The organism is Tessaracoccus sp. MC1627, from assembly GCF_014164725.1.
GTDB lineage: Bacteria > Actinomycetota > Actinomycetes > Propionibacteriales > Propionibacteriaceae > Arachnia.
The window spans coordinates 1,026,711-1,048,201 of sequence record NZ_JACJGA010000001.1; the positions used below are offsets into that span (position 1 = coordinate 1,026,711).

The following is a 21,491-nucleotide window of genomic DNA, read 5'->3' on the forward strand; positions in this document are numbered from 1 at the left end:
GTCATGACCAACCCCGATCTCGGTCCTATCCTGGACGACCTGGCCGCCGGGCGCATCGACGCCGCCGAAGCCGGCCGCCGCATCGAAGCAGCGAAGGCGGCGGCAGCCCTGACGACCCCGCAGGACACGCCCCGCGACACACCCGCGGACAACTCCGCCCCCGGCGGTCCCAAGGCCGGCGGGCTGGCGCGCATCTCTGTCACCGCGGTGGGCCGGCGGGTGCGGATCGAGGGAGACCCCACCGTCTCGACGCTGACCATCGACGGCCCGCACGTCCTGCGCCGCGTGGGCACGGTGATGGAGGTCAACTCCACCGGCGAGTTCGGCCCCAGCTTCCAGGGATTCTCCCTGATCCGGCCACCGCGCAACCTCGACGATCTCCGCGACATCGGGCTGGGCAAGGAACTCACCATCCGCGTCAACCCTCAGCTCATCGTCGATGCGGAGGTCACCACCGGCGGGCTGCGCACCCTGAATGTGCCGAGGCTGGGACGGATCAGGGTGACGGCCGGCGGCTCGAGCCTTGAGGACGTGCACGAGGTGGAGGACCTGCTGAGTCAGGCCGGCGGGATCAGCATCAGCGGCCCCATCAGCATGGGTCGGTCGCGACTCAGGGTCGAGTCCGGCACCCTCACGGTCCATCTCACGAAGGGCGCCAACGTCACCATCCGTGGCGAGGCGCGCCTTGGCAGGATCACCTGGCCAGGGGGCGGCGAAGGCGTCGACGAATATGTCGTCGGCAACGGCTCGGCGCGGCTCGACGTGGCCGTCGTGATGGGCATGGCCACCATCAGGTCGGAGGACTGAGATGACCGGACGCCACCTGTACCACGCCCCCGCGGACTGCCCCGTGTGCGGGGAAGCGCTCATCACCATCCGCAAGGGATGCCTGCAGTGCGGCACCGAGATCGCCGGCGAGTTCGCCGGATGTGACTTCTGTGCGCTGAGCGAGGCCGACCTCGGCCTGCTTCGGGTCTTCCTCGGCTCCCGGGGAAACCTGCGTGAGGTGGAGAAGCATCTCCAGGTCTCCTACCCGACGGCGAGGGCCCGTCTGGACGCCGTGCTGGCCAAGCTGGGCCTCACGCCGACCGACGAGGCGCCCACATCGGAGGCGTCCCCGTCGGAGGCGCCCCCGTCGGCGAGCGCACAGGATCAGATCCTGGCGCGGGTGGCTGGGGGGGAGCTGAGCGCCGAGGTGGCGGCCCAGCTGCTCGGGTAAGGGTCAGAGAGTGGTGATCCCGGTCACCACGACCATGATCTCGCGGCCGTTGGGCGCCTCGTAGCGCACCTCGTCGCCCAGTTTCGCGCCGACGACGGCGGCGCCGAGCGGCGCCTGCGGCGAGACCGCGTGGCTGATGGAGGAATCAGAGCCCAGGATCTCGCGGGAGCCGAGGAGGAACGTTTCGGTGTCGTCGGGGTCGCCGTCGTAGGCGACCGTGATCACCTTTCCCGGCGCCACCTCGTCGTGCGCGCCCTCCGGTTCGCCCACCTGGGCGCGCCGCAGCAGGTGCTCGAGTTGACGGATGCGCCCCTCCATCTGGCCCTGCTCCTCGCGGGCGGCGTGGTAGCCGCCGTTCTCGCTGAGGTCGCCCTCCTCGCGGGCAGAGGCGATGCGTGCGGTCACGTCCGGGCGCCCCACAAGCTTCAGATTGTTGAGTTCGGCCTCGAGCTTGTCGTAGGCCTCTTGCGTGAGCCAGACCACGTCGGTAGAAGTTTCAGACATTCAGCAAGCCTATCAGCCCACCGCGCGGCACCCCTCGATGCTGAGGCTCGTGGCCTCCTTGACCGTGGTCAGCGTCACCTCGACGGTGGTGAGTACCTCGGTGCCGGCCGGGACCTTCACCAGCTGCTCGGCGACCTTCTCGTAGGAGGTCGCCTGCGCGTAGATGCTGCACTCCACCAGCGTGGAGGGATCCGTGCGTTGGATCACGAGCGCCGCGACAACCTTCGTGGGGCTGATGACGTCGAAGTCGCGGACCATGGCGGCCACAGGCGGGTTGGCCCGGGTGATCCCGGTGACGACCACCAGCACGATGACGCCCAGCACGGCGAGGGCGGCCCCGCCGCCGATCAGGTAATCCACGGCGGAACGCCTGGGGTAGCGGGCGGCGATGCGGGCTTCGTCCTGGCTGGTCACGCCGTCCATTGTGCCCTGCCCGCGCCGGCCGGCCATCCGCGCCTGCCACAATACGGGGCATGCCAGGCCCCGAGCCCACCCAGCTGCGGTTGCTGCACGTCCACGCCCACCCCGACGACGAGTCCAGCAAGGGCGCGGCCACCACCCTCAGGTACGTCGACGAGGGAATTCAGGTGATGGTGGCCACCTGTACCGGAGGGGAGCGGGGCTCGGTGCTCAACCCGAAGCTCGCGGGAGACCCGTTCGTGGAGGCCAACATCGCCGAGATCCGGCGGCGCGAGATGGAGCGGGCCAGGGAGATCCTGGGCATCAGCCAGGTCTGGTTGGGATTTGTGGACTCCGGCTTCCCCGAGGGGGATCCGCCGCCGCCACTGCCGGAGGGGTGCTTCGGACTGCAGGACCCGAAGGTCGCGGCGGGGCGCCTGGTTGCGGTGATCCGCCAGTTCCGGCCCCACGTCGTGACCACCTACGACGAGCGGGGCGGGTATCCGCACGCCGATCACATCATGTGCCACCGGATCACGGTGGAGGCGTTCCGCGCGGCCGCGGACCCGGAGGCCTGGCCCGAGCACGGCGAGGCGTGGCAGGCGGCCAAGCTGTACTACCACATGAGCTTCCACCGTCGTCGCTACGAGATGCTGGAGATGGCGATGCACGAGAGCGGGCTGGACTACCAGGTTCCGGCCCGCGACGACGACCCGTACTCACACGCACGGCTGACCACGTTCGTCGAGTGCTCGAAGTACTTCCCGGCCCGCGACGAGGCGTTGAGGGCACACGCCACCCAGATCGACCCCGACGGGCCATGGTTCACGGTGCCGCTGGCCATCCAGCAGGCGGGCTGGCCCACGGAGGACTACCAGCTGGTGATCTCCAAGGTGCCGACGATGATCCCGGAGACCGACCTCTTCGCCGGCCTCCGCGACCTCCCCACCACGCCCGAGTTCTACATCTAGGCGCGCTGCTGATCCGGGCGACGGTGCAGCTGCCAGGCCGCGACCACGCCGCCGATGGCCCCGCCCAGGTGAGCCTGCCAGCTGACCCCAGGCGCCGTCGGGAAGACCCCCCACAACACGGAGCCGTAGAGGAGGAAGACCACCACCGCGATGGCGATCTGGCCGGGCCTGCCGCTGAAGATCCCCCGCACCAGGAGGTAGGTGAGCCAGCCGAAGATGACCCCGGAGGCCCCGGCGGTGATGGTGCCCACCGGGGACAGGAACCAGGCCGCCAGGCCTGAGGTCAGCACGGAGGTGATGCTGGCCACCACCCACCGCACCACTCCGGCGAGGTAGGTGAGGACGCCGAGTACCAGGAAGGGCAGCGTGTTGCCGATCAGGTGAGGCCATCCGAAGTGCAGGAACGGTGCCACCAGGATGTTGGGCAGATCGCTGGTCTGGCGTGGCTCGATGCCGAGATTGTCCAGGCTGTTGAGCGTCAACACGTCGATCACCTCCAGACCCCACATCAGGGCCAGCAGGCCGCCGACGACGACGAGGGCGCGGGACAGCGTGGGGGGTGAGGCCTGTGCTTGGGGCATGACTCAAGTGTGTCGGACGGGGCAAGCCGGCGCACAATACCGGGGGAGGGTACCCGCCGCGACTCCCGTGGCGGCGGCCGATACGCTTACGCGCATGGTCAACCGCCTCGCCCAGTCCGCCAGCGACTACCTCCTGCAGCACGCACACCAAGCCATCGACTGGTGGGAGTGGTCCCCGGAGGCCCTCGCCGCAGCCGTCGAGCTGGACCGGCCCATCATGCTGTCCGTGGGCTACGCCTCCTGCCACTGGTGCCACGTGATGAGCCACGAGTCGTTCGACGATCCCGAGATCGCCCGCTACCTCAACGAGCACTTCGTGGCCATCAAGGTGGACCGACAGCAGCACCCCGACGTCGACGCGGTGTACATGACTGCCACCCAGGCGATGAACGGAGGGTCGGGCGGCTGGCCGATGACAGCATTCCTCACGCCCTCCGGCGCCCCGTTCTTCACCGGCACCTACTTCCCCCCGGAGCCGCAGGGCGGACAGCCCTCGCTGCGCCAGGTGCTCGAGGCGATGGCGGAGGCGTGGCGCTCGCGCCGCGACACGATCATCGGCTCGGCCGACCACATCGTCGCCACGCTCAAGGGCCACGAGGCGCCCGTGCAGGAGGCGGCGCCGGACCTGCGCCAGGCGGTCGACACCGTCGAGTCCTCCTTCGACCTCATCCACGGCGGCTTCGGGCATCAGCCCAAGTTCCCGGCCCCAACCCTCATCGACGCGCTCCTGGTCAAGGGCGACCCGCGCACGCTCGAGCTCGCCCAGCGCACCCTCGAGGCCATGGCCCGCGGCGGCATCTACGACCAGGTGGGCGGGGGCTTCCACCGCTACGCCGTCGACGCCGGCTGGGTGGTGCCCCACTTCGAGAAGATGCTCTACGACAACGCGCTGCTGCTGGGCACCTACGTGCGCGGCTGGCGCCGCACCGCAGACCACGATTCCGGCCTGCGGGCGCTGTTCGAGCGCACCGCCTACGGCATCGTTGAATGGCTGGAGCGGGAGATGGTGAGCGAGCAGGGCGCCTTCATCAGCGGGCTCGACGCCGACTCCTGCGACATCCGAGGCGCCGTCCACGAGGGCATCTTCTACCTCTGGAACCCGGAACTGCTCGACGACGCCCTCGGCCCGGAGTTGGGGGAGTGGGCCTCCGAGGTCTTCCACGTGACCAGGGGCGGCACGTTCGAGGACGGGCTGTCCACGCTGCAGCTCCGCGGACGGCCGGACTTCGCGAAGCTGGAGGAGGTGGCCGCAGTCCTCCTGGAGGAGCGCGGCACCCGCTTCCGTCCCGGTTCCGACGCGCTGGTGGTGGCCGCCTGGAACGGCTGGATGATCTCGTCGCTGGTGACCGGGTCAATGGTGTTCAACGAGCCGGGGTGGTTGGAGCTGGCGGTGAGAGCCGCCGAGCACCTCGTCGCGGTGCACCTGGCCGACGGCGACCTTCGGCGCTCCTCGCGCGAGGGTGTCGCGGGCGAGGGCGTGGGTGTCGCGGAGGACTTCGGGGCCGTTGCCGAGGCGTTCGCGCTGCTGGCCGGGGCGACGGGGGACGCCCGATGGCTGCGCCGGGCGGAGGCGCTGGCCGACCGCGCCGTCGAGTTGTTCGGCCACGCCGACGGCGGGTTCTACGACGCGGCGGAGACCGGGTTGTTCGACCGGCCCCGCTCCTTCACCGACAGCGTCACGCCCAGCGGCACGTCGGCCCTGGTGGCGGCGCTGCGGGTGGTGGGCCTGCTCGCCGAGCGGCAGGACCTCGTCGACAGGGCGGAGGCCGCCGCCCGGACCACATGGGTCGCGGTTGCCGAGACCCCCCGGTTCGCGGGCGCGGCGCTGGCCGACCTGATGATGTCGGACGAGGCGCGCCGAGGGCTGAAGCCCGCTGTCGCGGTGGTGGTGAGCCCTGACCCGTTCGACGAGCTGGCCCGCGCCGCGTGGCGGCTGGCCCCGCCCGGGTCGGTGGTGCTGACGGCGTCCGAGGGCGCGGACGGCTGGGGGTCGCACCTCGAGCACCGCACCGAGCACGCGGTCTACGTGTGCCGCGGCACGGTGTGCTTCGACCCGGTGACCGACTACAACGAGCTGAAGACGCCGCTCTGGTCCCGGGTGTAGCGCACCAGGGTCAGAGCTGCAGTTCTCCGCGCATGATCGTGTCGCCGGAGTGACGGGGCTCGTCGTCGAACAGCTCGTTGGAGAGGTCCACGATGAGATAGCCCGACTCGATCAGCGACGGGTCGATGGTGAAGCGGCCCACCTCGTCTGCGGCGAAGACGCCCACCGAGATCATGCGCGCGAGGTCGATGTTGATCAGCCAGACCTCGACGTAGCCGTTGGGGTTGTTCACCCCGCCGGGCACTTCGACCGCCAGGCTGTAGCCGGCGCTGCGGCGGAGCAACTCCGCGCGGCCGAGCTCCTCATCGGGGCGGTCCAGGGGGGTGAGGACGGCGCGACGCACCGCGTCGCCCAGCTCTGCCGCCCCACCTGAGGCCCACATCCCGGTGGCGCCGGCGGCTGCGCCCAGGAGGACGCCGCCCAGCCCGAACAGCCACTCCCGGCGGCCGATCCCGACGCTCGGGGCAGACGCAGGCTCGGGTGGCGTTGGTGGGCCCGGTGCCGCCGCGACCCCGGTGGCGGCCGCGATGGCGTCCCAGGTGCCGTCGCCGGGATCCGACCATTGGGGTTCGGCGCGGGCAGCGCGGCGGAAGCGGTCAGCCACTGCGTCCAACGGGAAACTCTCGCGCTCGATCATGCTGCGTCCACCTCCTCGAACACTGCTCTCAGCCTTTCCAAACCTCGTCTGACGTGACTCTTCACGGTTCCCAGCGGCAGATCAAGCCGCCTGGCGACCTCGTCGTGGGTGCGATCCTCCAGGTAGACCAGGCGGAGGATGGTTGCCCGGGGGTCTCCGAGCGCAGCCAGCGCGTCATGGATGATGACCGAGTCGATCACCTCGTCCACCCGGGCCGCCTCGATGGGGGGATCCCCGGCGAACGCCTCCTGCGTCATGGCCTCGTCCTTGCGGAACGCACGCGTCCTGGCCCGGAGAGCGTCGATGACCTTGAGCCGGCAGATGCCGATCAGCCACGCCGGAAGGGACTCGTCGCTCGCCCTGAGGCTGGCCCTCGAGTTCCAGGCGGCGATGAAGACCTGCTGCGTCACGTCGTCGGCGTCATCCGAAGAACCGAGTGAGCTGCGTGCGATGGTGTGGATGAGCCGCGACCACCGCGTGAACGCTTCCTGGAGCGCCGACTCGTCCCCGGCCGCGAAGCGTGTGGCCAGGACCCCGATGGGGGTAGCGGGAGCTTCGACGATCACGGGCCCAGTCTTGCACACGCCATGCGGCGGACGGGACAGACGGGGCGCGGCTCCCGCCCCTGGGAACCATGTGGAGGGGGCGGGAGCCGCTGATCGGGGGTCAGGAGTTGCTGCGGGCCCGCGAGCGCTGGGCGGCGACGACCGTGGTGGCCACCCCGGCGATCATGAGCGACGCCGCCGCGAGGGACAGGAACGAGGTGTCCGCGGGGCCCTCCGCGCCGGTGCTCGGCATGCCGGTGGTCAGCTTGACCGTCTGCGTGGCCAGGGCGAGGTTCTTGCCCTCGAGCGAGCCCCAGGCGTAGACGATGGTGTTCATGCCGGCCTTGATGTCGAGATCGGCGGGGCCGAGGACCACGGTGTCGGTGCCTGCGGCCACCACGTCGGCGGCAACCATGCCCGCGGCGATGTTGAGCTTGGCCTCCTTCGGGTTCTCCAGGCCCGGGACCGCGACCGCCCCGCCGGCGCGGACGTCGACCGCGGGTGCGGCAGCCACGTGGCGCACCGTCAGGCGGGCGCCCTTGTCGGAGGCGGAGGTGTCGTTGACGAAGGGGGTGAGGGTGGGCTTTCCATCGGCCTTGAGGTGGGCCACGATGGTGATGTTCGCGCCGGCGGGAACCGCCACGTCGTTGGCCTCGATCACCGCAGCGCCGTCGGCGCCAGCGCCGGCCGCGACGACCTTCAGGTCGTAGGTGCCCTCGGGGAGCTCCTGCGGGTCGGTCAGGGTGCCGGGGGCGAAGTTGGTGAGCAGCTCGGCGCCGTTGGCGTAGACGTCGACGGTGGCGCCGGGGACGCCGTGCAGGATGGAGATGGTGGAGGTGTGATCCTCGGCGTGGGCGAGGGCGGCGGAGCCGACGGTGGCGGCCAAGGCGAGGGAGCCGGCGACGAAGAGGCGGGAGAGCTTCATGGAGTGGTCCTTTCGAAGTGCTGTTCAGGCGACCATCGCCTTGACACTGAGTACTTCGAACGGACCCCCGCCCATGGATGCACCGGATCCAAGATTTCTTTTTTTCTTTTTTCAGAAGGGTCAGGCGAGCTCGTCGACCTCCAGCATGTCGGTGACCAACGCAGCGATCGGCGAGCGTTCCGAGCGGGTTAGCGTCACATGCGCGAACAGCGGGTTGCCCTTCAGCTTCTCGATCACCGCGACGATGCCGTCGTGCCTGCCGACGCGCAGGTTGTCCCGCTGGGCCACGTCGTGGGTGAGCACCACCCGGGAGTTCTGGCCCACCCGCGACAGCACGGTGAGGAGGACGTTGCGCTCCAGGGACTGGGCCTCGTCGACGATGATGAAGGCGTCGTGCAGCGAGCGCCCCCGGATGTGGGTCAGCGGCAGCACTTCGATCATCTCCTGCTCGAGCAGCTCGTCGATGACGTACTTGTTGGTGACCGCCGACAGCGTGTCGAACACCGCCTGGCCCCACGGCGCCATCTTCTCGCCGGCCGTGCCGGGGAGGAAGCCGAGGTCCTGCCCCCCGACGGGGTAGAGCGGCCGGAACACCATCACCTTGCTGTATCTGCGCTGCTCCAGCACGGCGTCGAGGCCCGCGCACAGCGCGAGGGCGGACTTGCCGGTGCCCGCCCGGCCGCCCATGGACACGATGCCGATGGAGTCGTCCATGAGCAGATCCAGCGCGACCCGCTGCTCGGCCGAGCGGCCGTGGATGCCGAAGACCTCGCGGTCGTGCTTGATCAGCTTGACCGAACCGTCGGGCATCCTGCGCCCCAGCGCGCTCGACCCGGGAGCGTGCAGCACCACTCCGGTGTGGGTGGGCAGCTCGCGCGCGGCGGCCACCTGGGCGTGTCCGTGCTCGTAGAGGGCCGAGACATCGTCGGTGGTGACGTCGACGGCGGCCATGCCGGTGAAGCCCGTCTGGATCGGGAGCTCGTTGCGGTACTCCTCCGCAGCCAGCCCGACGGCGGAGGCTTTGACGCGCAGAGGCAGATCCTTGGAGACCAGCACCACGTCGTGGCCCTCGTTGGCGTAGTTGAGGGCGACGGCGAGGATGCGCGTGTCGTTGTCGCCGAGGCGGAACCCTGCCGGCAGCGACCGCTCGTCGGAGTGGTTGAGCTCTACCCGTAGGTTGCCGCCCTGCTCGTTGGTGATCAGGGGGGTGTCGAGGCGCCCGTGCTGGATGCGGAGGTCGTCGAGGAGCCGCAGCGCGGAGCGGGCGAAGTAGCCGAGCTCCGGATGGTGGCGCTTCGACTCCAGTTCGGTGATCACCACGATGGGCAGCACGACGTTGTGCTCGGCGAAGCGCAGCATCGCCTTCGGGTCGGAGAGAAGGACGGAGGTATCGACGACGTAGGTCTTGATGGCTGTTTCGGGCTGGACAGCGGTGGGGGAAGCCTGCTGCGGGGACGCGTTGAGCACGATTGCTCCCTTTCGCCGGGGCCCGCGCTCGCCGCGTCGGTCCCCGAATGTTGCTAGAGGACCGTCTGGGCTGTGATGGAGTGGATCTCCATGGCCCGACAATAGCCCCGGAAAGTGGGCACCCGCCAGAGGGAATTACACGGCTGTCATTCGCTGCCGAAGGGAGGGCGTCGTACCTGGGGCCGATGCGATGGGTGCCACGGTCCCCCTCCGGTCGCGACTCGGCCCGCACCTCAGGGGAGCTGACCCGTCGTTGGGCTAGGTTTCTCCCAGGCGTCGCCGTCGACGCCCGGTCCGCGGTCTCGAGCGAGGAGGTTAGGGGTGCCCGCAACAATGATACGGCTTCCCCTGCCCGAGGTGGGGGAGCCCCTGGTGCAGACGCGGGATCTGTCCAAGATCTTCCGGGTGGGTGACTCGCGGGTCGTCGCGCTCAACCGCGTCAACCTGACCATTCCGCGGGGCAGCTTCACCGCCGTCGTCGGCACGTCCGGGTCCGGCAAGTCCACCCTACTCAACATGCTCGGAGGGCTCGAGAAGCCGACCGCTGGGGAGGTGTTCGTCGCGGGGCAGCCGCTCCACCTGTTCACCGAATCGCAGCTGGTCACCTACCGTCGTGAGCAGGTGGGCTTCATCTTCCAGTCGTTCAACCTGCTGCCGTCCCTCACCGCGCTCAACAACGTGGCCCTCCCGCTCAGCTTCCGAGGCATCCCCGCCCACCGCCGTCAGGCCCGCGCCCGCGCCATCCTCACCCAACTGGGTCTCGGCAGGCACCTGCATCACACCCCGGGCCAGCTCTCCGGAGGTCAACAGCAGCGCGTGGGCATCGCCCGCGCCATGGCGGTCCAGCCGATGCTCGTCTTTGCCGACGAACCCACCGGCAACCTGGACTCGCACACCTCCGAGGAGATCCTCACTCTCTTCCGCACCGTGATCCGCCGCTTCCAGCAGACCTGGATCATGGTCACCCATGACCGGCACATCGCGTCGTTCGCTGACACGATCATCTCCATCGGTGACGGCCGCATCACAGACATCAGCCACACCGACCACCGACTCCCAGTGACCACCGCCGACAACCAGAAGGTCGCGCCATGAAGATGACCCAACGACTGTTCCTAGTCCTGATGGTGGTGTTCGGGCTGACGATGATCCCGCTCATCAGCGCCGCAGGCGATCCGGTCGCCGACGGCGGGGCCAGTGCAGGGACCGATTCGGCCGGGGATACCGGCGGCGCCACCGGAGGCACCACGGGCGGTGCTGGTGGCGGCGGTGGTGGCGCGAGCGTCGTTCCGGGTGTGTCCACGCCACGGGTCATCCTGGCCGGGTTCACCACAGACCCGGCGGAGGTCGTCGCGGGTCAGGACTTCACCGTCGCATTCACCCTGCGTAACACCTCGACACGCACCCGCGTGCAGAACATGAAAGTCACGCTGAGTTCGGACGATTCGGCCTTTCTGCCCGCCAGCGGCTCCTCCTCGCTCTTCATCAGCCGGATCAGGGCCGATCAGCTCGAGACCGCGTCCATGGCCTTCCATTCGCTGCCGTCGCTGGAGGAGAAGCCGTACCGGCTCACCCTGACTATCGACTACGAGGACGCCGCCGCCAACCCGTTCACCTCGATCGAAACGGTCTCGATCCAGGTCAGGCAGAACATCCGCGCCGATGCCTCAGTGCCGCAGCTGATGCCCTCTCAGCTGACGCTCGGCCAGGACGCATCGTTGACGTTCAGCATCTTCAATCAGGGCAAGACCAAGCTCTACAACGCCAAGGCCGCCATCAAGGAAGGCCAGGCGATCACCTCGCCGGAGGTCTTCGTCGGAACCATCGACCCGGGTGCCTCGGGCGCCGTCGACATGACGGTCAACGCGGCTGAGGAGGCAGCCGGCCCGATCACGATCACCGTCTCCTTCGAGGACGTCAACGGCAACGTAACCACCATGGACAAGATGGCAGAGGTGGCCGTCATGGCCCCCATGCCCATCGAGGAGCCCCCCCTCGGGGAGCAACCAGGCCAGGAGGCGGGACCATCCCTGCTGATCCCAGCGCTCATCGCGGCGGCACTCCTGGCGCTGGTGGTGATCGTCGCTCTCGCGGTACGACGCCGTCGACGACGCCGGGTGGAGCGCGAGGACCTCGAGTCGCTCGCGGAGCTGGGCGAGGACCCGCTCATCGGGCCCACGGCCCGCTAGGCCCACGATGCGCTGGACGGATCTGCTCGCCACAAGCCTCGCGAGCCTCAGGCAGCGGCTCTTCCGCACCTCGCTGACGGTGCTCGGCGTCCTCATCGGCACCACGTCGGTGATCGTGATGGTGTCGCTGGGCGTCGGGTTGTCCTCGAGCTTCACTAGCCAGTTCCAGCAGATCAGCCTGCGTCAGGTCAGCGTCAACTCCGTACCGCCACCGGAGATGGCCGCTCCCGGCCAACCCGCCCAGCTGAGCGGGGACCTGATCCCCATCCTGGCAGCTGAGCCCGGTGTCCGAGCGGTGTGGCCGACCTACCTGGTGGACGTGGAGTTCACCGTTGGGGCCGCCACCCAGTACTTCCAGGTCGTCGGCCTGCCCGCCGAGGCGCTGCAGGAGATGAACCTGGACCTGGCCTGGGGCCAGCTACCGCAGCCGGGCGAAGCCCTCGGACTCGTGCTGGGAGACCTTCTTCACACACAGCTCTGGGACCCTGTCACCGGCATGCCTCTGGAGGTCGACTTCCGATCCGACACCATCTTCGGTGCCTTCGCCACCTTTGGCGAGTACGGACCGGTGCCGATCGGCGGGGGTGAGGACGGGGATGACCCAACACAGCCCGCCAAGCCGCCCAAGCGGATCATCATGCCCGCCGTGGCCCAGATCGCCAACCCGGGTAACGACCAGTGGGGGCCCTACTCATCGAGCGTGTTCGCCGACTTCGATGCGCTGCGCAAGGCCATGGAGAAGGCGATGCCGGGCAAGGCGCTCCCCAACCAGCCCGCCACCGCCGACGGGAAGCCGAAGGGGAAGGCGTTCATCTACACGGAGATCCGGCTCCTGACCGACAGCCCAGAAGACGCCGAGATGGTCCTCAACTCGCTGCGTGAACAGGGCTACGGGGCCTTCGCCGACGTGGAGTGGATCAGGCAGGCCCAATCACAGGCCCTGATGATCCAGGCGGTCTTCGGCGGCATCGGGTTCGTGTCACTGCTGGTGGCGGCCATCGGCATCGCCAACACCATGATGATGAGCGTCTACGAAAGGACCAAGGAGATCGGCATCATGAAGGTGATGGGCGCGGCGCTGGGGGACATCCGGAGGATGTTCCTCATCGAGTCGGCCGCCATCGGCTTCCTCGGCGGCGTGATCGGACTGGTGTTGAGCCTGGCGGCCTCGGCGCTGCTCAACGCCACCCTCGGCGCACAGGTGGCAGGTGAGGGCGGCTCGGGTGAGCTGTCGGTCGTCCCAGCATGGTTGATGGTCGGTGCGGTGGTGTTCGCGACGTTGATCGGCACGCTTGCAGGCCTCGTGCCGGCGCAGCGGGCGACGAACCTCAGCCCGCTGGCCGCCATGCGCGCCGAGTAGCCACCGTCACACGCCAGACCTGTCCGGACCTCAGGAAGCGCCGAAGACCGCCAGACCGATGGCGACGGCGTGCAGGAGCGCCGCGATGATGGTGCAGGCGTGGAACACCTCGTGGAACCCGAACCAGGTCGGCGACAGCTGGGGGCGCTTGGTGGCGTAGGCGATGGCGCCCAGCGAGTAGACCAGGCCCCCGGCCCCGATCAGCAGCACCACAGCCGGGCCGCCGGCCGCCCAGAACTGCGTGAGCCAGCCGACCGCCGCCCATCCCATGGCCAGGTAGAGGAAGGTGTACAGCCAGCGGGGGGCGCCGAGCCAGAGGACCCGGAACAGCACGCCGAGGACAGCGATGCTCCAGATGAGCACCAACAGCGTCACGCGCGAGGATCCCTCGAGCAGCGTGAGGGCGAGGGGGGTGTAGCTGCCGGCAATGAAGACGAAAATGTTGGAGTGGTCGATCCGTCGGAACATCGCGTTGGCGCGGGGTGACCAGGTGCCCCGGTGGTAGACGGCGCTGGTTCCGAACAGCTGCACGGCGGCCAGGGTGTAGATGCCGCAGCCGATGCGACCCGTCAGGGTGGGGGCGAACACCGTGAACGCCAGCCCGATGATGAACGCCACCGGCGCCATGCCGAGGTGCAGCCAGCCGCGGAGCTTGGGTTTCGCGGGGCTGGCCGCAGCGGTGTCGGTGGAGGCGAAAGGGGGTTCTGCTATCTGGCTCATGCACATACCTACGGTTGAGTAACTTACGCTTCCGTAGGTTACTACTCCGGCCGCGGGAAGCCAACTGGGCGCTAGTGTATTTCGCATGTCAGCGGTGCAGCGCCTCATCGACCGCGTGTGGCCGCCCAGATGGCTGTATGCCAGCTACGAACGCCAGGTCCTCCGGCACGTGGACCGCGACAGCCTGCCCCGCCACGTGGCAGTCCTGGCAGACGGCAACCGGCGATGGGCCCGGATGAACGCGCCCGGCCAGCCCCTCGTCGCCGGCTACCGGGCGGGGGCCGCCAAACTGCGCGAGTTCGTCGAGTGGTGCGACGACGCGGGCATCCAGGTGATCACCCTGTGGGTGCTCAGCACGGACAACCTGGAGCGCGCCGAGGACGATGAACTGACCCCCCTGCTGGAGGTGATCAGCCAACTCGTCTCGGACCTTGCCGCCACCAGGCGCTGGCGGGTGCAGGCGGTCGGCGCGCTGGATCTCCTTCCGGAGGCGATGTCCGACACGCTTCGGGCCGCGTCTGACTCGACGGGCTGGGTCACCGGCATGCACGTCAATGTCGCGGTGGCCTACGGCGGCCGCCACGAACTCCTCGACGCCGTCAGGTCCCTGCTCGCGGCGCGGGCCGCAGAGGGTGCCACCTTGGCCGAGGTGGCCGAGACGCTCGAGATCGATCAGATCTCCGACCACCTCTACACCAAGGGCCAGCCGGACCCGGACCTCATCATCCGCACCTCCGGCGAGCAGCGCCTCTCCGGGTTCCTGCTGTGGCAGTCCGCGCACAGCGAGTTCTACTTCTGCGAGGCGCTCTGGCCGGACTTCCGCCGGGTCGACTTCGTCCGAGCGCTCCGGGCGTACTCACAGCGGGAGCGCCGTTTCGGTCGCTGATCCCCGGCCTTTGGGGCACCGCGGCAGGTCGTGGCACGATGGCGCGCATGGCCCGCCGCAACCCCAAGAACCGCTCGCGCGACATGGTGATCTCGATGACGGTGCTGCTGGTGCCCATCGCGCTCATCGTCTGGTGGTTCACCCTCAACCCGGAGCCCAAGCCGGAGGTGGTCGACGTCGACGCCACCCTCACCAGGGCCGAGGTGGAATCGCCCTACCCCGTGCTGCGTGCTGGCGACCTCGGCGAGGGGTGGGTACCGGTGCGGGTGGCCTGGGCCAAGGAGGGCGACCCGTGGATCACCAGCGAGCCCGCGGCAGGCAACTGGTGGCAGGTGGGCTACCTCTCCCCGGAGGAGATCTACTACGGGGTGCAGCAGCGCGACGGCGGTGCCAGTGCATTCGTCACCGACACGACCAGAGACGGGAGCCCGCTGGGCGGCGCCGTCGAGCTGGCGGGGCGCACCTGGGAGCGCTTCGAGAGCGACGACGGCCGGACCCGCAGCCTGGTGCACGAGGACGACCTGGTCACCTCCATCGTGACGGCCGACGCGGACTTCACGGCGCTGGAAGCGTTCGCGGCAACACTCACCGAGGGGTAGCAGGGGGAGCCGCGGCCGGTCACTCGACGGCGCGGCGCGCCTTGGCGACCTGCTCCTTGGCGCCGTCGAGGTAGCCCTGGCAGATCTCGGCCAACTTCTCGCCGCGCTGCCACAGCTCCATGGACTCGGCCAGTGACGCGCCGCCGGACTCCAGCCGGCGCACCACGTCGACCAGTTCGTCGCGGGCGGCCTCGTAGGTGGGCTTCTGATCGGTCACGGCCGGTCTCCTTCAGCTGTGGTGGCGACGACGTCGAGGTCGAGCTGACCGTCGAAGAGATAGGCGTGGATGCGGGCGCCGGGTGCGGTGTCGCCCACGGCCGACACAGACCGGTGGGCGTCGTCGACGAGGACGGCGTAGCCGCGCTCAAGGGTCCGTTTCGGGGAGAGCGCGCGGACCGAGCTGACGGCGGAGCGCAGGTGGGATTCCTCGTCGCGCAGCCGCCGTTCGACGGCGGTGTCGAGCTTGTGGCGCAACAGGCTGAGCCTGTCGTAGTGGGCGGCGAAGGCGCTGGTGGGGTCCACCATGACTGGGCGGGAGCGGAGCTGGTCCAGCTGGCGTTGCGCCTCCAGGAGCCGCGCGTCGACTCCCCGTCCCAGCCGGGCCCTCGCGTCGGCCAGCGAGGCGGACTCGGCGGCGTGATCCGGCACCACGCGCTTGGCGGCGTCCGTGGGCGTGGAGGCGCGGAGGTCGGCCACGAGGTCCACGATGGGGGCGTCGCGCTCGTGCCCGATGGCGGTGACGACGGGGGTGCGTGCGGCGGCCACGGCGCGCACGAGGCCCTCGTCGGAGAACGAGAGCAGGTCCTCCAGCGACCCGCCGCCGCGGGCGATGATGATGACGTCCACCTCGGGGTCCTCGTCCAGCGCGGCGAGGGCGAGCATGACCGACTCCGCCGACGTGGGGCCCTGGACCACCGCGTGCCGGGTGCGGATGCTGGCGGCGGGCCAGCGGCGGCCGACATTGGTCACCACGTCACGCTCGGCGTCCGAGTCCCGGCCCGTGATCAGCCCGATCATCCGGGGGAGGAGGGGGAGGCGGCGCTTGCGGGCCGGGTCGAACAGGCCCTCGGCCTGCAGCTTGCGCTTGAGTTGCTCCAGTTGGGCCAGCAGCCGGCCCTCGCCCGCCACCTGGATCTCCAGGCACTCCAGGCTGAGCGAGGTGTTGCGTTCCCACACCCGCGGCTTGACTCGCGCGGTCACCCGGGATCCCTCGGGAAGGGGCCCGGCGGCGTCGAGCACCAAGGTGGAGACCGTGACCTGGACCGACATGTCGGCCACCCTGTCGCGGAACGTGAGGAACTGCGTGGGAGCGTTGCGGCGCTTGATCTCCACCACCTGGGCGTCCACCCACACCTCTCCCAGGCGCCCCACCCACTCCTTGGTGGCCATGATCACCCGGCCGAGCGGCTGCGGCTTCTCCGAGGAACTCTCCAACCCCATGCAGAGACCTCGTCAGTCCCAGAGGCCCGAGGAACAGGTGGCGAACCAGGTGCCGTGCACCACGTTGCCCACCGACACCGGGACCTCCGCCGGGATGGCGCAGGAGATCTCCACCGCGCTGCGTCCCACGACGTACTGGAACTCCACACCGGTGAGGGTGTTGCGCCGCGTCTCGACGCTCAGCACCTCCACGCCCATCAGGAGCGCGGGGGAGGCCTCGGCCGGCGGGATTGCGGCGGCCTGGAGGGCGATGAGGCTGGGGGAGATCAGCGCGTCGGCGGGGATCCGCAGGTCGCCTCCGGGGGCGGCCTCCGGGGACGCCTCGAAGGCGGCAGCGTCGTCGTACACGGTGACCTCGATAGCCAGCGCCGCCACGTGCAACGACTCGATCACGGTGTACTGGCCGCCGGCGCGCAGCTCGTGCTGCGGGTACGCGACCGGGTCGTCGACCAGCGCCACGAACTGGGCCAGCAGCGGCCCAGGCGCGTGGGTCCCGTACAGCGCCACCCGCGCCAGCAGGTCCGAGAACCGAACCACCTGGGCGCGGTAGCGCGATTCCGAGGCAAGCGCCCCCGTCGTGCTGACCCCCTGCCCCTCCCGCTTGACGAAGCACAGGCGGGCACCGCTCGGGTCCGTGTACGTCCCTACCAGGTCGAAGCCCGGCGCGGTGTCCACTCCGCGCACGCCCGCGCTGAACGCGGACGCGACGAGCTGGTCCAGGGATGGGGCGTCGAAGCCGACGGCGTGGAGCTGGGGGGAATCCATGCCGCTAGGGTACCGGCGGAGCACCACCTAGACTGGTCGGCATGTCTAGCGTTGCCCCGGCCATCAAGCGCGTCGTCGTCGCAGCCCCCCGCGGGTACTGCGCCGGTGTGGATCGCGCCGTCATCACCGTCGAGAAGGCGCTGGATCTGTACGGGCCGCCCGTCTACGTGCGCAAACAGATCGTGCACAACAAGCATGTGGTCGAGTCCCTGGAGGCCAGAGGCGCGGTCTTCGTCGAGGAGCTCGACGAGGTGCCCACCGGCGCCACCGTCGTCTTCTCCGCCCACGGCGTGTCTCCCGCGGTGCACACCGAAGCCGCGGACCGGGGCCTGAAGACCATCGACGCCACCTGCCCGCTGGTCACGAAGGTGCACCACGAGGCCCGGCGTTTCGCGTCCGAGGGTACCCAGATCCTCCTCATCGGCCACGCCGGCCACGAGGAGGTCGAAGGCACCATGGGTGAGGCGCCGGAGCAGACCATCCTCGTTCAGTCGCCTGAGGACGTGGCCTCCGTGGAGCTTCCCCAGCACGGATCTGTGGCGTGGCTGAGCCAGACCACCTTGTCCGTGGATGAGACCATGGAGACGGTGGGCAAGCTGCGCGAGAAGTTCCCGCTGCTCATGGACCCGCCGTCGGATGACATCTGCTACGCCACGCAGAACCGGCAGCTGGCGGTCAAGCAGATCTCGCGCGGGTGTGACCTGATGATCGTGGTGGGTTCGCAGAACTCGTCGAACTCCGTGCGGCTGGTCGAGGTGGCGCTGGAGGCCGGCGCCAAGGCCTCCTACCGCGTGGACAACGCCTCGGAGATCGATCCCGCGTGGCTGGAGGGCGTCCACTCGGTGGGCGTCACCTCGGGCGCCTCCGTGCCGGAGCTGCTCGTCGACGGGGTGCTGGAGTACCTCGAGTCCATGGGCTTCCCGCCCGCGGTTGAGGAGCGCCTGACCGAGGAGACGCTTCAGTTCGCGCTGCCGCCGGAGCTCCGCAAGGACCTGAAGCGCGCCGTCAAGCACTGACGCAGGACGCTCAGGTGAGGAAGCGGAAGAACGGGCTGTCGTAGGCCACCTCCTCCGCGGTCATCCCGCATTCGTCGATCCGTTGCACCAGGAAGCGGTAGTCGCCGGGGTTTCCCAGCTCCACGCCCACCAGGGCCGGCCCGGTGTCGCGGTTGTTGCGTTTGACGTACTCGAAGTAGGTGATGTCGTCCTCCGGGCCGAGCACCGAATCCAGGAACATGCGCAGCGCGCCCGGTTGCTGGGGGAAGTCGACGAGGAAGTAGCGCTTGCGCCCCTCGTGGATCAGGGACCGCTCGACCACCTCGGCGTAGCGGGACACGTCGTTGTTGCCCCCGGACAGCAGCACCAGCACGCGCGAGCCGCTGGGGATCTGGACCCTGGGCCCCACGCCGCCACTGGGCAGGGCCGCGGCGGCCAGCGCCCCGGCCGGCTCGGCGATGATGCCGTCGACCTGGTAGAACTCCAGCATCTCAGAGCAGACCTGGCCCTCCGGCACCCGCACCAACTCGACGCGCGCCTCCTGGATCACCTCGAACGTGAAGTCGCCGACCCGCTTGACGGCAGCGCCGTCGACGAAGGTGTCGATGTCGTGGAGTGTCACCGGGCGCCCGGCCGAGATGGCGGCGGCCACACACGGTGCACCCTCGGGCTCGACCCCGATGATCCGCACCTCGGGATGGTGCGTACGCAGCCACGCGGCCGCGCCGGCGAGGAGACCACCGCCTCCCACCGGCAGCACCACCACCCCCGGCACGAAGCCCAACTGCTCGAAGGCCTCCACCACCACCGTGGCCTGTCCAGCGGCCGTGCGCTGGTCGTTGAAGGCGGGCACCAGGACCTTCCCGTCCCCGGCAAGGCGGGCGGCCTCGTCTGAGGCGTCGTCGTAGCTGGCGCCGTGGAGCACCAGCTCGACGAACCCGTGCCCGATCTCCAGGATGCGCTGGCGCTTCTGCCTCGGGGTGGTGTGCGGGACCACGACGGTGGCCTTGATGCCCAGAGCCGCTGCCGAGAACGCCACGCCCTGGCCGTGGTTGCCCGCCGAGGCGCACACCACGCCGGCACGCTTCTCGGCCTCGCTTAGCTGGGCCATGAGGTTGTAGGCGCCGCGCAGCTTGTAGGAGCGGACCGGCTGCAGGTCCTCACGCTTGACCCAGATCTCGGATCCGGTGGCCCTCGACAGGCGCGCGTTGAGCTGCACCGGGGTGCGGTGCGCGATCCGGCCAAGCCTGTCCACGGCGGCAGGGATCTGGACGGCGAGGTCTGACAGGGCGCTCATCTGTTCATTGTCGCGGTCTGGGGCCGGATGGGCCAACAGGATGGCAGCATGGATGGATGGCGGCAGCGCAGGTGCCCCCGGAGCCCATCGAGCCGGAGGTGGCGGAGCAGGGGCCCGATTGGACCCTCATCCTCACCCGTGCGCTGGCCCTGGTGGCGTTGGGGCTGGTGGCCGGGGTCCTGCTGGCCAGGCCGTGGGCACCTCGAGACGACCCGGCTCCCAGCCCCACGGTCAGCGTGGCGCCCAGCCCTTCGCCCACGCTGCGGTGAGGCTCACGAATCTGCGGTGCCGGTGCGTCGACGCAGCTGGCGCACGGCGGATCCGTCCAGCAGATCCGCGTCGTCTGCGACGGTGCTGCGCTCGAGGCTGCGCAGCTCGTCGAACTCCAGCATCTCCGGCACCGCGATCTGGCGCGGGGTCTCGATCACCGGCGCGAGATCCGCGATCTCCTCCGATGTGACCCCCAGCTCGCGGAAGCGGCGAGCCGACACCATGACCCGGGTCTCCACGGCGCCGACCGCCTTGTTGTAGTGCTGGACGGCGCTGCCGAGGGACCGTCCCAGCTTGTCGAAGTGCTGGCCCAGCGTGGCAAGCCTGTCGTAGAGCTCGCGCCCCAGCTTGGAGACCTGACCGGCCGTCTCCGCGAGCGACACCTGCTGCCACCCGTTGGCGACGATCTGCAGCTGCGGGATGAGCAGCCCGGGCGAGGCCAGGACGATCTGGCGGCGCGTGGCGTAGTCATGCAGGGCCGGCTCCTGTTCCAGCGCCAGGCGGTAGAACTCGTCGGAGGGCAGATAGAGGACCACGAACTCCGGCGAGCCGAGATCCAGCTGCCAGTAGTGCTTCCCCGAGAGGTCGTCGATGTGCTTGCGGACGTGGGCGGAGAACGTCTTGAAGTGCGCCTTCTGCGCCTCCTCGTCCTCGGTGTTATAGGCCTCCAGGGCTGCGCTGAGCGGCACCTTGGAATCCACGAAGATCACCTTGCCTGCAGGGAGATTGATCCGCATGTCTGGGCGGAAGCGGCCATCGTCCGAGGTATAGGTGGCCTGTGAGTCGAAGTCACAGCGCTCGGTGAGACCCGAGATCTCGACGATGCGCTTGAGGCTCCGCTCTCCCCAGGCCCCGCGCACCTGCGGCGTGCGCAGCGCGTTGCTCAGGCTGACGGTCTCGCGGCGGATGGCGTCCCCGGAGAGCCGCACCGCCTGCACCTGCTCACCCAGCTCCGCCGCCATCCGGACGCGGTCCTTCTCCACGGACTGCAGCCGCTCCTGCAGCTGGCGCAGACCATCGGTCAATGGGGTGATCAGCTGCTCGGTGGCCTTGAGCCGGGCATCGGCCACCACGTCGGCCTGCCTGCCCTGACGCTCCAGGGATTCCGCCGAGAGCACCTTGAAGCGGTCCAGGAGCGACTCCCGGTCTGCCGCGAGCTGCTCAGCGCGCGCCATCGCAGCGTCCCGCTGGGCCGAGAGCGCCGCCACACGGGCCTCGACAGCCGCGGTCTCCCCGCGGACTTCTGCCAGAAGGCGTTGCGCGTCCACGGCAGCGGTGCGCAGGTCCGCCTTCTCGGCCAGGTGCTGAGCCACCTCCGCCTTCACCACGGCCGACTCCTCCCGCGCACGGCTGGCCTCGGCCCACGCCCGCGACACCTCCTGCCGCGCGTCAGAGAGGGCCAGCTGTTCGTCCGCGCGGGCCCGCCTGCCCGAGTCCGAGGCGGCGTGACGGCGCCCGACGACGTACCCGAGGGCGGCGCCCGCGACGAGGGTGAGGAGGCTCAGAAGGAGAGCGATCAGGTCCATGCGTCCACTCAATCAGGGGCCACCGACAATTTTCGTCAGCCACTCCGGCCGGGGGCCCGGAACCGGCCTCCGATTCCGCGGCTACCGTAGGG

The 21,491-nt window shown here is 69.6% G+C and carries 24 protein-coding genes; 11 read left to right on the forward strand and 13 right to left on the reverse strand.

Annotation, left to right across the window (positions count from 1 at the left end; genetic code table 11):
* Nucleotides 1-3 precede the first annotated feature (3 nt).
* Both H5399_RS04670 and H5399_RS04675 read left to right on the forward strand, forming a co-directional pair.
* On the forward strand, nucleotides 4-807 hold the full coding sequence (locus H5399_RS04670; RefSeq protein ID WP_182781817.1) for a hypothetical protein: 804 nt from the start codon (nucleotides 4-6) through the stop codon (nucleotides 805-807).
* 1 nt (nucleotide 808) lies between these two features.
* A complete protein-coding gene (locus tag H5399_RS04675) occupies nucleotides 809-1,219 on the forward strand; it encodes a DUF2089 domain-containing protein (RefSeq protein ID WP_182781818.1) in 411 nt (136 codons plus the stop codon).
* A 3-nt stretch (nucleotides 1,220-1,222) separates the two neighbouring features.
* On the opposite strand, the gene greA is transcribed toward H5399_RS04675, so the two are convergent.
* Together greA and H5399_RS04685 are read right to left on the reverse strand one after the other, a co-directional pair.
* On the reverse strand, nucleotides 1,223-1,723 hold the full coding sequence (gene greA, locus H5399_RS04680) for a transcription elongation factor GreA (RefSeq protein WP_182781819.1): 501 nt from the start codon (nucleotides 1,721-1,723) through the stop codon (nucleotides 1,223-1,225).
* A 12-nt stretch (nucleotides 1,724-1,735) separates the two neighbouring features.
* Nucleotides 1,736-2,137 (reverse strand): DUF4307 domain-containing protein, encoded by a 402-nt coding sequence (locus tag H5399_RS04685; RefSeq protein ID WP_182781820.1) that lies wholly within the window; start codon nucleotides 2,135-2,137, stop codon nucleotides 1,736-1,738.
* Nucleotides 2,138-2,196: 59 nt separating this feature from the next.
* On the opposite strand from H5399_RS04685, the gene mca reads away from it, so the two are divergent.
* Nucleotides 2,197-3,093 (forward strand): mycothiol conjugate amidase Mca, encoded by an 897-nt coding sequence (gene mca, locus H5399_RS04690; RefSeq protein WP_182781821.1) that lies wholly within the window; start codon nucleotides 2,197-2,199, stop codon nucleotides 3,091-3,093.
* Here mca and H5399_RS04695 read toward each other — a convergent pair.
* Nucleotides 3,090-3,674: a rhomboid family intramembrane serine protease gene (locus H5399_RS04695; protein ID WP_182781822.1), complete on the reverse strand. Its 585-nt coding sequence runs from the start codon at nucleotides 3,672-3,674 to the stop codon at nucleotides 3,090-3,092. The two genes, mca and H5399_RS04695, sit on opposite strands and share 4 nt — an antisense overlap.
* A gap of 94 nt (nucleotides 3,675-3,768) precedes the next feature.
* Between H5399_RS04695 and H5399_RS04700 the strand changes: the two genes are divergently transcribed.
* Nucleotides 3,769-5,778: a thioredoxin domain-containing protein gene (locus H5399_RS04700; RefSeq protein WP_182781823.1), complete on the forward strand. Its 2,010-nt coding sequence runs from the start codon at nucleotides 3,769-3,771 to the stop codon at nucleotides 5,776-5,778.
* A gap of 10 nt (nucleotides 5,779-5,788) precedes the next feature.
* Here H5399_RS04700 and H5399_RS04705 read toward each other — a convergent pair whose 3' ends face one another.
* The 4 genes from H5399_RS04705 to H5399_RS04720 all read right to left on the reverse strand — a co-directional run bounded on the left by H5399_RS04705 (nucleotide 5,789) and on the right by H5399_RS04720 (nucleotide 9,352).
* Nucleotides 5,789-6,415, reverse strand: coding sequence for an anti-sigma factor (locus H5399_RS04705; protein WP_182781824.1), 627 nt, complete (start codon nucleotides 6,413-6,415; stop codon nucleotides 5,789-5,791).
* A complete protein-coding gene (locus H5399_RS04710; protein ID WP_220489026.1) occupies nucleotides 6,412-6,981 on the reverse strand; it encodes a sigma-70 family RNA polymerase sigma factor in 570 nt (189 codons plus the stop codon). The genes H5399_RS04705 and H5399_RS04710 overlap by 4 nt, the downstream gene beginning before the upstream one ends.
* Before the next feature lie 100 nt (nucleotides 6,982-7,081).
* Nucleotides 7,082-7,885, reverse strand: a complete 804-nt coding sequence (locus tag H5399_RS04715) for a DUF4397 domain-containing protein (protein WP_182781825.1) — start codon at nucleotides 7,883-7,885, stop codon at nucleotides 7,082-7,084.
* 120 nt (nucleotides 7,886-8,005) lie between these two features.
* A complete protein-coding gene (locus tag H5399_RS04720) occupies nucleotides 8,006-9,352 on the reverse strand; it encodes a PhoH family protein (RefSeq protein ID WP_182781826.1) in 1,347 nt (448 codons plus the stop codon).
* A 333-nt stretch (nucleotides 9,353-9,685) separates the two neighbouring features.
* Between H5399_RS04720 and H5399_RS04725 the strand changes: the two genes are divergently transcribed.
* From H5399_RS04725 to H5399_RS04735, 3 genes are read left to right on the forward strand one after another with little or no spacing between them, the layout of a single operon-like run.
* Nucleotides 9,686-10,447 (forward strand): ABC transporter ATP-binding protein, encoded by a 762-nt coding sequence (locus tag H5399_RS04725; RefSeq protein ID WP_182781827.1) that lies wholly within the window; start codon nucleotides 9,686-9,688, stop codon nucleotides 10,445-10,447.
* Nucleotides 10,444-11,541, forward strand: coding sequence for a COG1361 S-layer family protein (locus H5399_RS04730; RefSeq protein WP_182781828.1), 1,098 nt, complete (start codon nucleotides 10,444-10,446; stop codon nucleotides 11,539-11,541). The genes H5399_RS04725 and H5399_RS04730 overlap by 4 nt, the downstream gene beginning before the upstream one ends.
* Nucleotides 11,542-11,548: 7 nt before the next feature.
* Complete coding sequence (locus tag H5399_RS04735) at nucleotides 11,549-12,901, forward strand: ABC transporter permease (protein WP_182781829.1); 1,353 nt, start codon at nucleotides 11,549-11,551, stop codon at nucleotides 12,899-12,901.
* Nucleotides 12,902-12,931: 30 nt separating this feature from the next.
* Here H5399_RS04735 and H5399_RS04740 read toward each other — a convergent pair whose 3' ends face one another.
* Complete coding sequence (locus H5399_RS04740) at nucleotides 12,932-13,612, reverse strand: hemolysin III family protein (RefSeq protein ID WP_370585686.1); 681 nt, start codon at nucleotides 13,610-13,612, stop codon at nucleotides 12,932-12,934.
* Nucleotides 13,613-13,706: 94 nt separating this feature from the next.
* Here H5399_RS04740 and H5399_RS04745 point away from each other — a divergent pair, with 94 nt between their 5' ends.
* Both H5399_RS04745 and H5399_RS04750 read left to right on the forward strand, forming a co-directional pair.
* The gene (locus H5399_RS04745) at nucleotides 13,707-14,507 is read left to right on the forward strand and encodes an isoprenyl transferase (protein ID WP_182781831.1); all 801 of its coding nucleotides are present in this window, start codon (nucleotides 13,707-13,709) and stop codon (nucleotides 14,505-14,507) included.
* Nucleotides 14,508-14,554: 47 nt separating this feature from the next.
* Nucleotides 14,555-15,106, forward strand: coding sequence for a DUF4245 domain-containing protein (locus H5399_RS04750; protein WP_182781832.1), 552 nt, complete (start codon nucleotides 14,555-14,557; stop codon nucleotides 15,104-15,106).
* Nucleotides 15,107-15,125: 19 nt separating this feature from the next.
* Here H5399_RS04750 and H5399_RS04755 read toward each other — a convergent pair whose 3' ends face one another.
* Genes H5399_RS04755 through H5399_RS04765 form a run of 3 tightly spaced genes read right to left on the reverse strand, consistent with a single transcriptional unit; the run spans nucleotide 15,126 to nucleotide 17,311 of the window.
* Nucleotides 15,126-15,323: an exodeoxyribonuclease VII small subunit gene (locus H5399_RS04755; protein ID WP_182781833.1), complete on the reverse strand. Its 198-nt coding sequence runs from the start codon at nucleotides 15,321-15,323 to the stop codon at nucleotides 15,126-15,128.
* Nucleotides 15,320-16,546: an exodeoxyribonuclease VII large subunit gene (xseA, locus tag H5399_RS04760; RefSeq protein WP_182781834.1), complete on the reverse strand. Its 1,227-nt coding sequence runs from the start codon at nucleotides 16,544-16,546 to the stop codon at nucleotides 15,320-15,322. Before xseA ends, H5399_RS04755 begins: the two co-directional genes overlap by 4 nt.
* A gap of 12 nt (nucleotides 16,547-16,558) precedes the next feature.
* Nucleotides 16,559-17,311 carry a hypothetical protein gene (locus H5399_RS04765; RefSeq protein ID WP_182781835.1) on the reverse strand — a complete coding sequence of 251 codons (753 nt, stop codon included), beginning with the start codon at nucleotides 17,309-17,311 and terminating at the stop codon, nucleotides 16,559-16,561.
* A 41-nt stretch (nucleotides 17,312-17,352) separates the two neighbouring features.
* On the opposite strand from H5399_RS04765, the gene H5399_RS04770 reads away from it, so the two are divergent.
* Nucleotides 17,353-18,327: a 4-hydroxy-3-methylbut-2-enyl diphosphate reductase gene (locus H5399_RS04770; RefSeq protein ID WP_182781836.1), complete on the forward strand. Its 975-nt coding sequence runs from the start codon at nucleotides 17,353-17,355 to the stop codon at nucleotides 18,325-18,327.
* Nucleotides 18,328-18,337: 10 nt separating this feature from the next.
* Here the strand turns inward: H5399_RS04770 and ilvA are convergent, their stop codons facing one another.
* Entirely contained in the window at nucleotides 18,338-19,603 is a 1,266-nt protein-coding gene (ilvA, locus tag H5399_RS04775; RefSeq protein ID WP_182781837.1) for a threonine ammonia-lyase IlvA, read from the reverse strand.
* Between the two features lie 56 nt (nucleotides 19,604-19,659).
* Here ilvA and H5399_RS04780 point away from each other — a divergent pair, with 56 nt between their 5' ends.
* Nucleotides 19,660-19,872, forward strand: a complete 213-nt coding sequence (locus H5399_RS04780) for a hypothetical protein (protein WP_182781838.1) — start codon at nucleotides 19,660-19,662, stop codon at nucleotides 19,870-19,872.
* Between the two features lie 3 nt (nucleotides 19,873-19,875).
* On the opposite strand, the gene rmuC is transcribed toward H5399_RS04780, so the two are convergent.
* Nucleotides 19,876-21,399, reverse strand: coding sequence for a DNA recombination protein RmuC (gene rmuC, locus H5399_RS04785; protein ID WP_255421956.1), 1,524 nt, complete (start codon nucleotides 21,397-21,399; stop codon nucleotides 19,876-19,878).
* Nucleotides 21,400-21,491 lie beyond the last annotated feature (92 nt).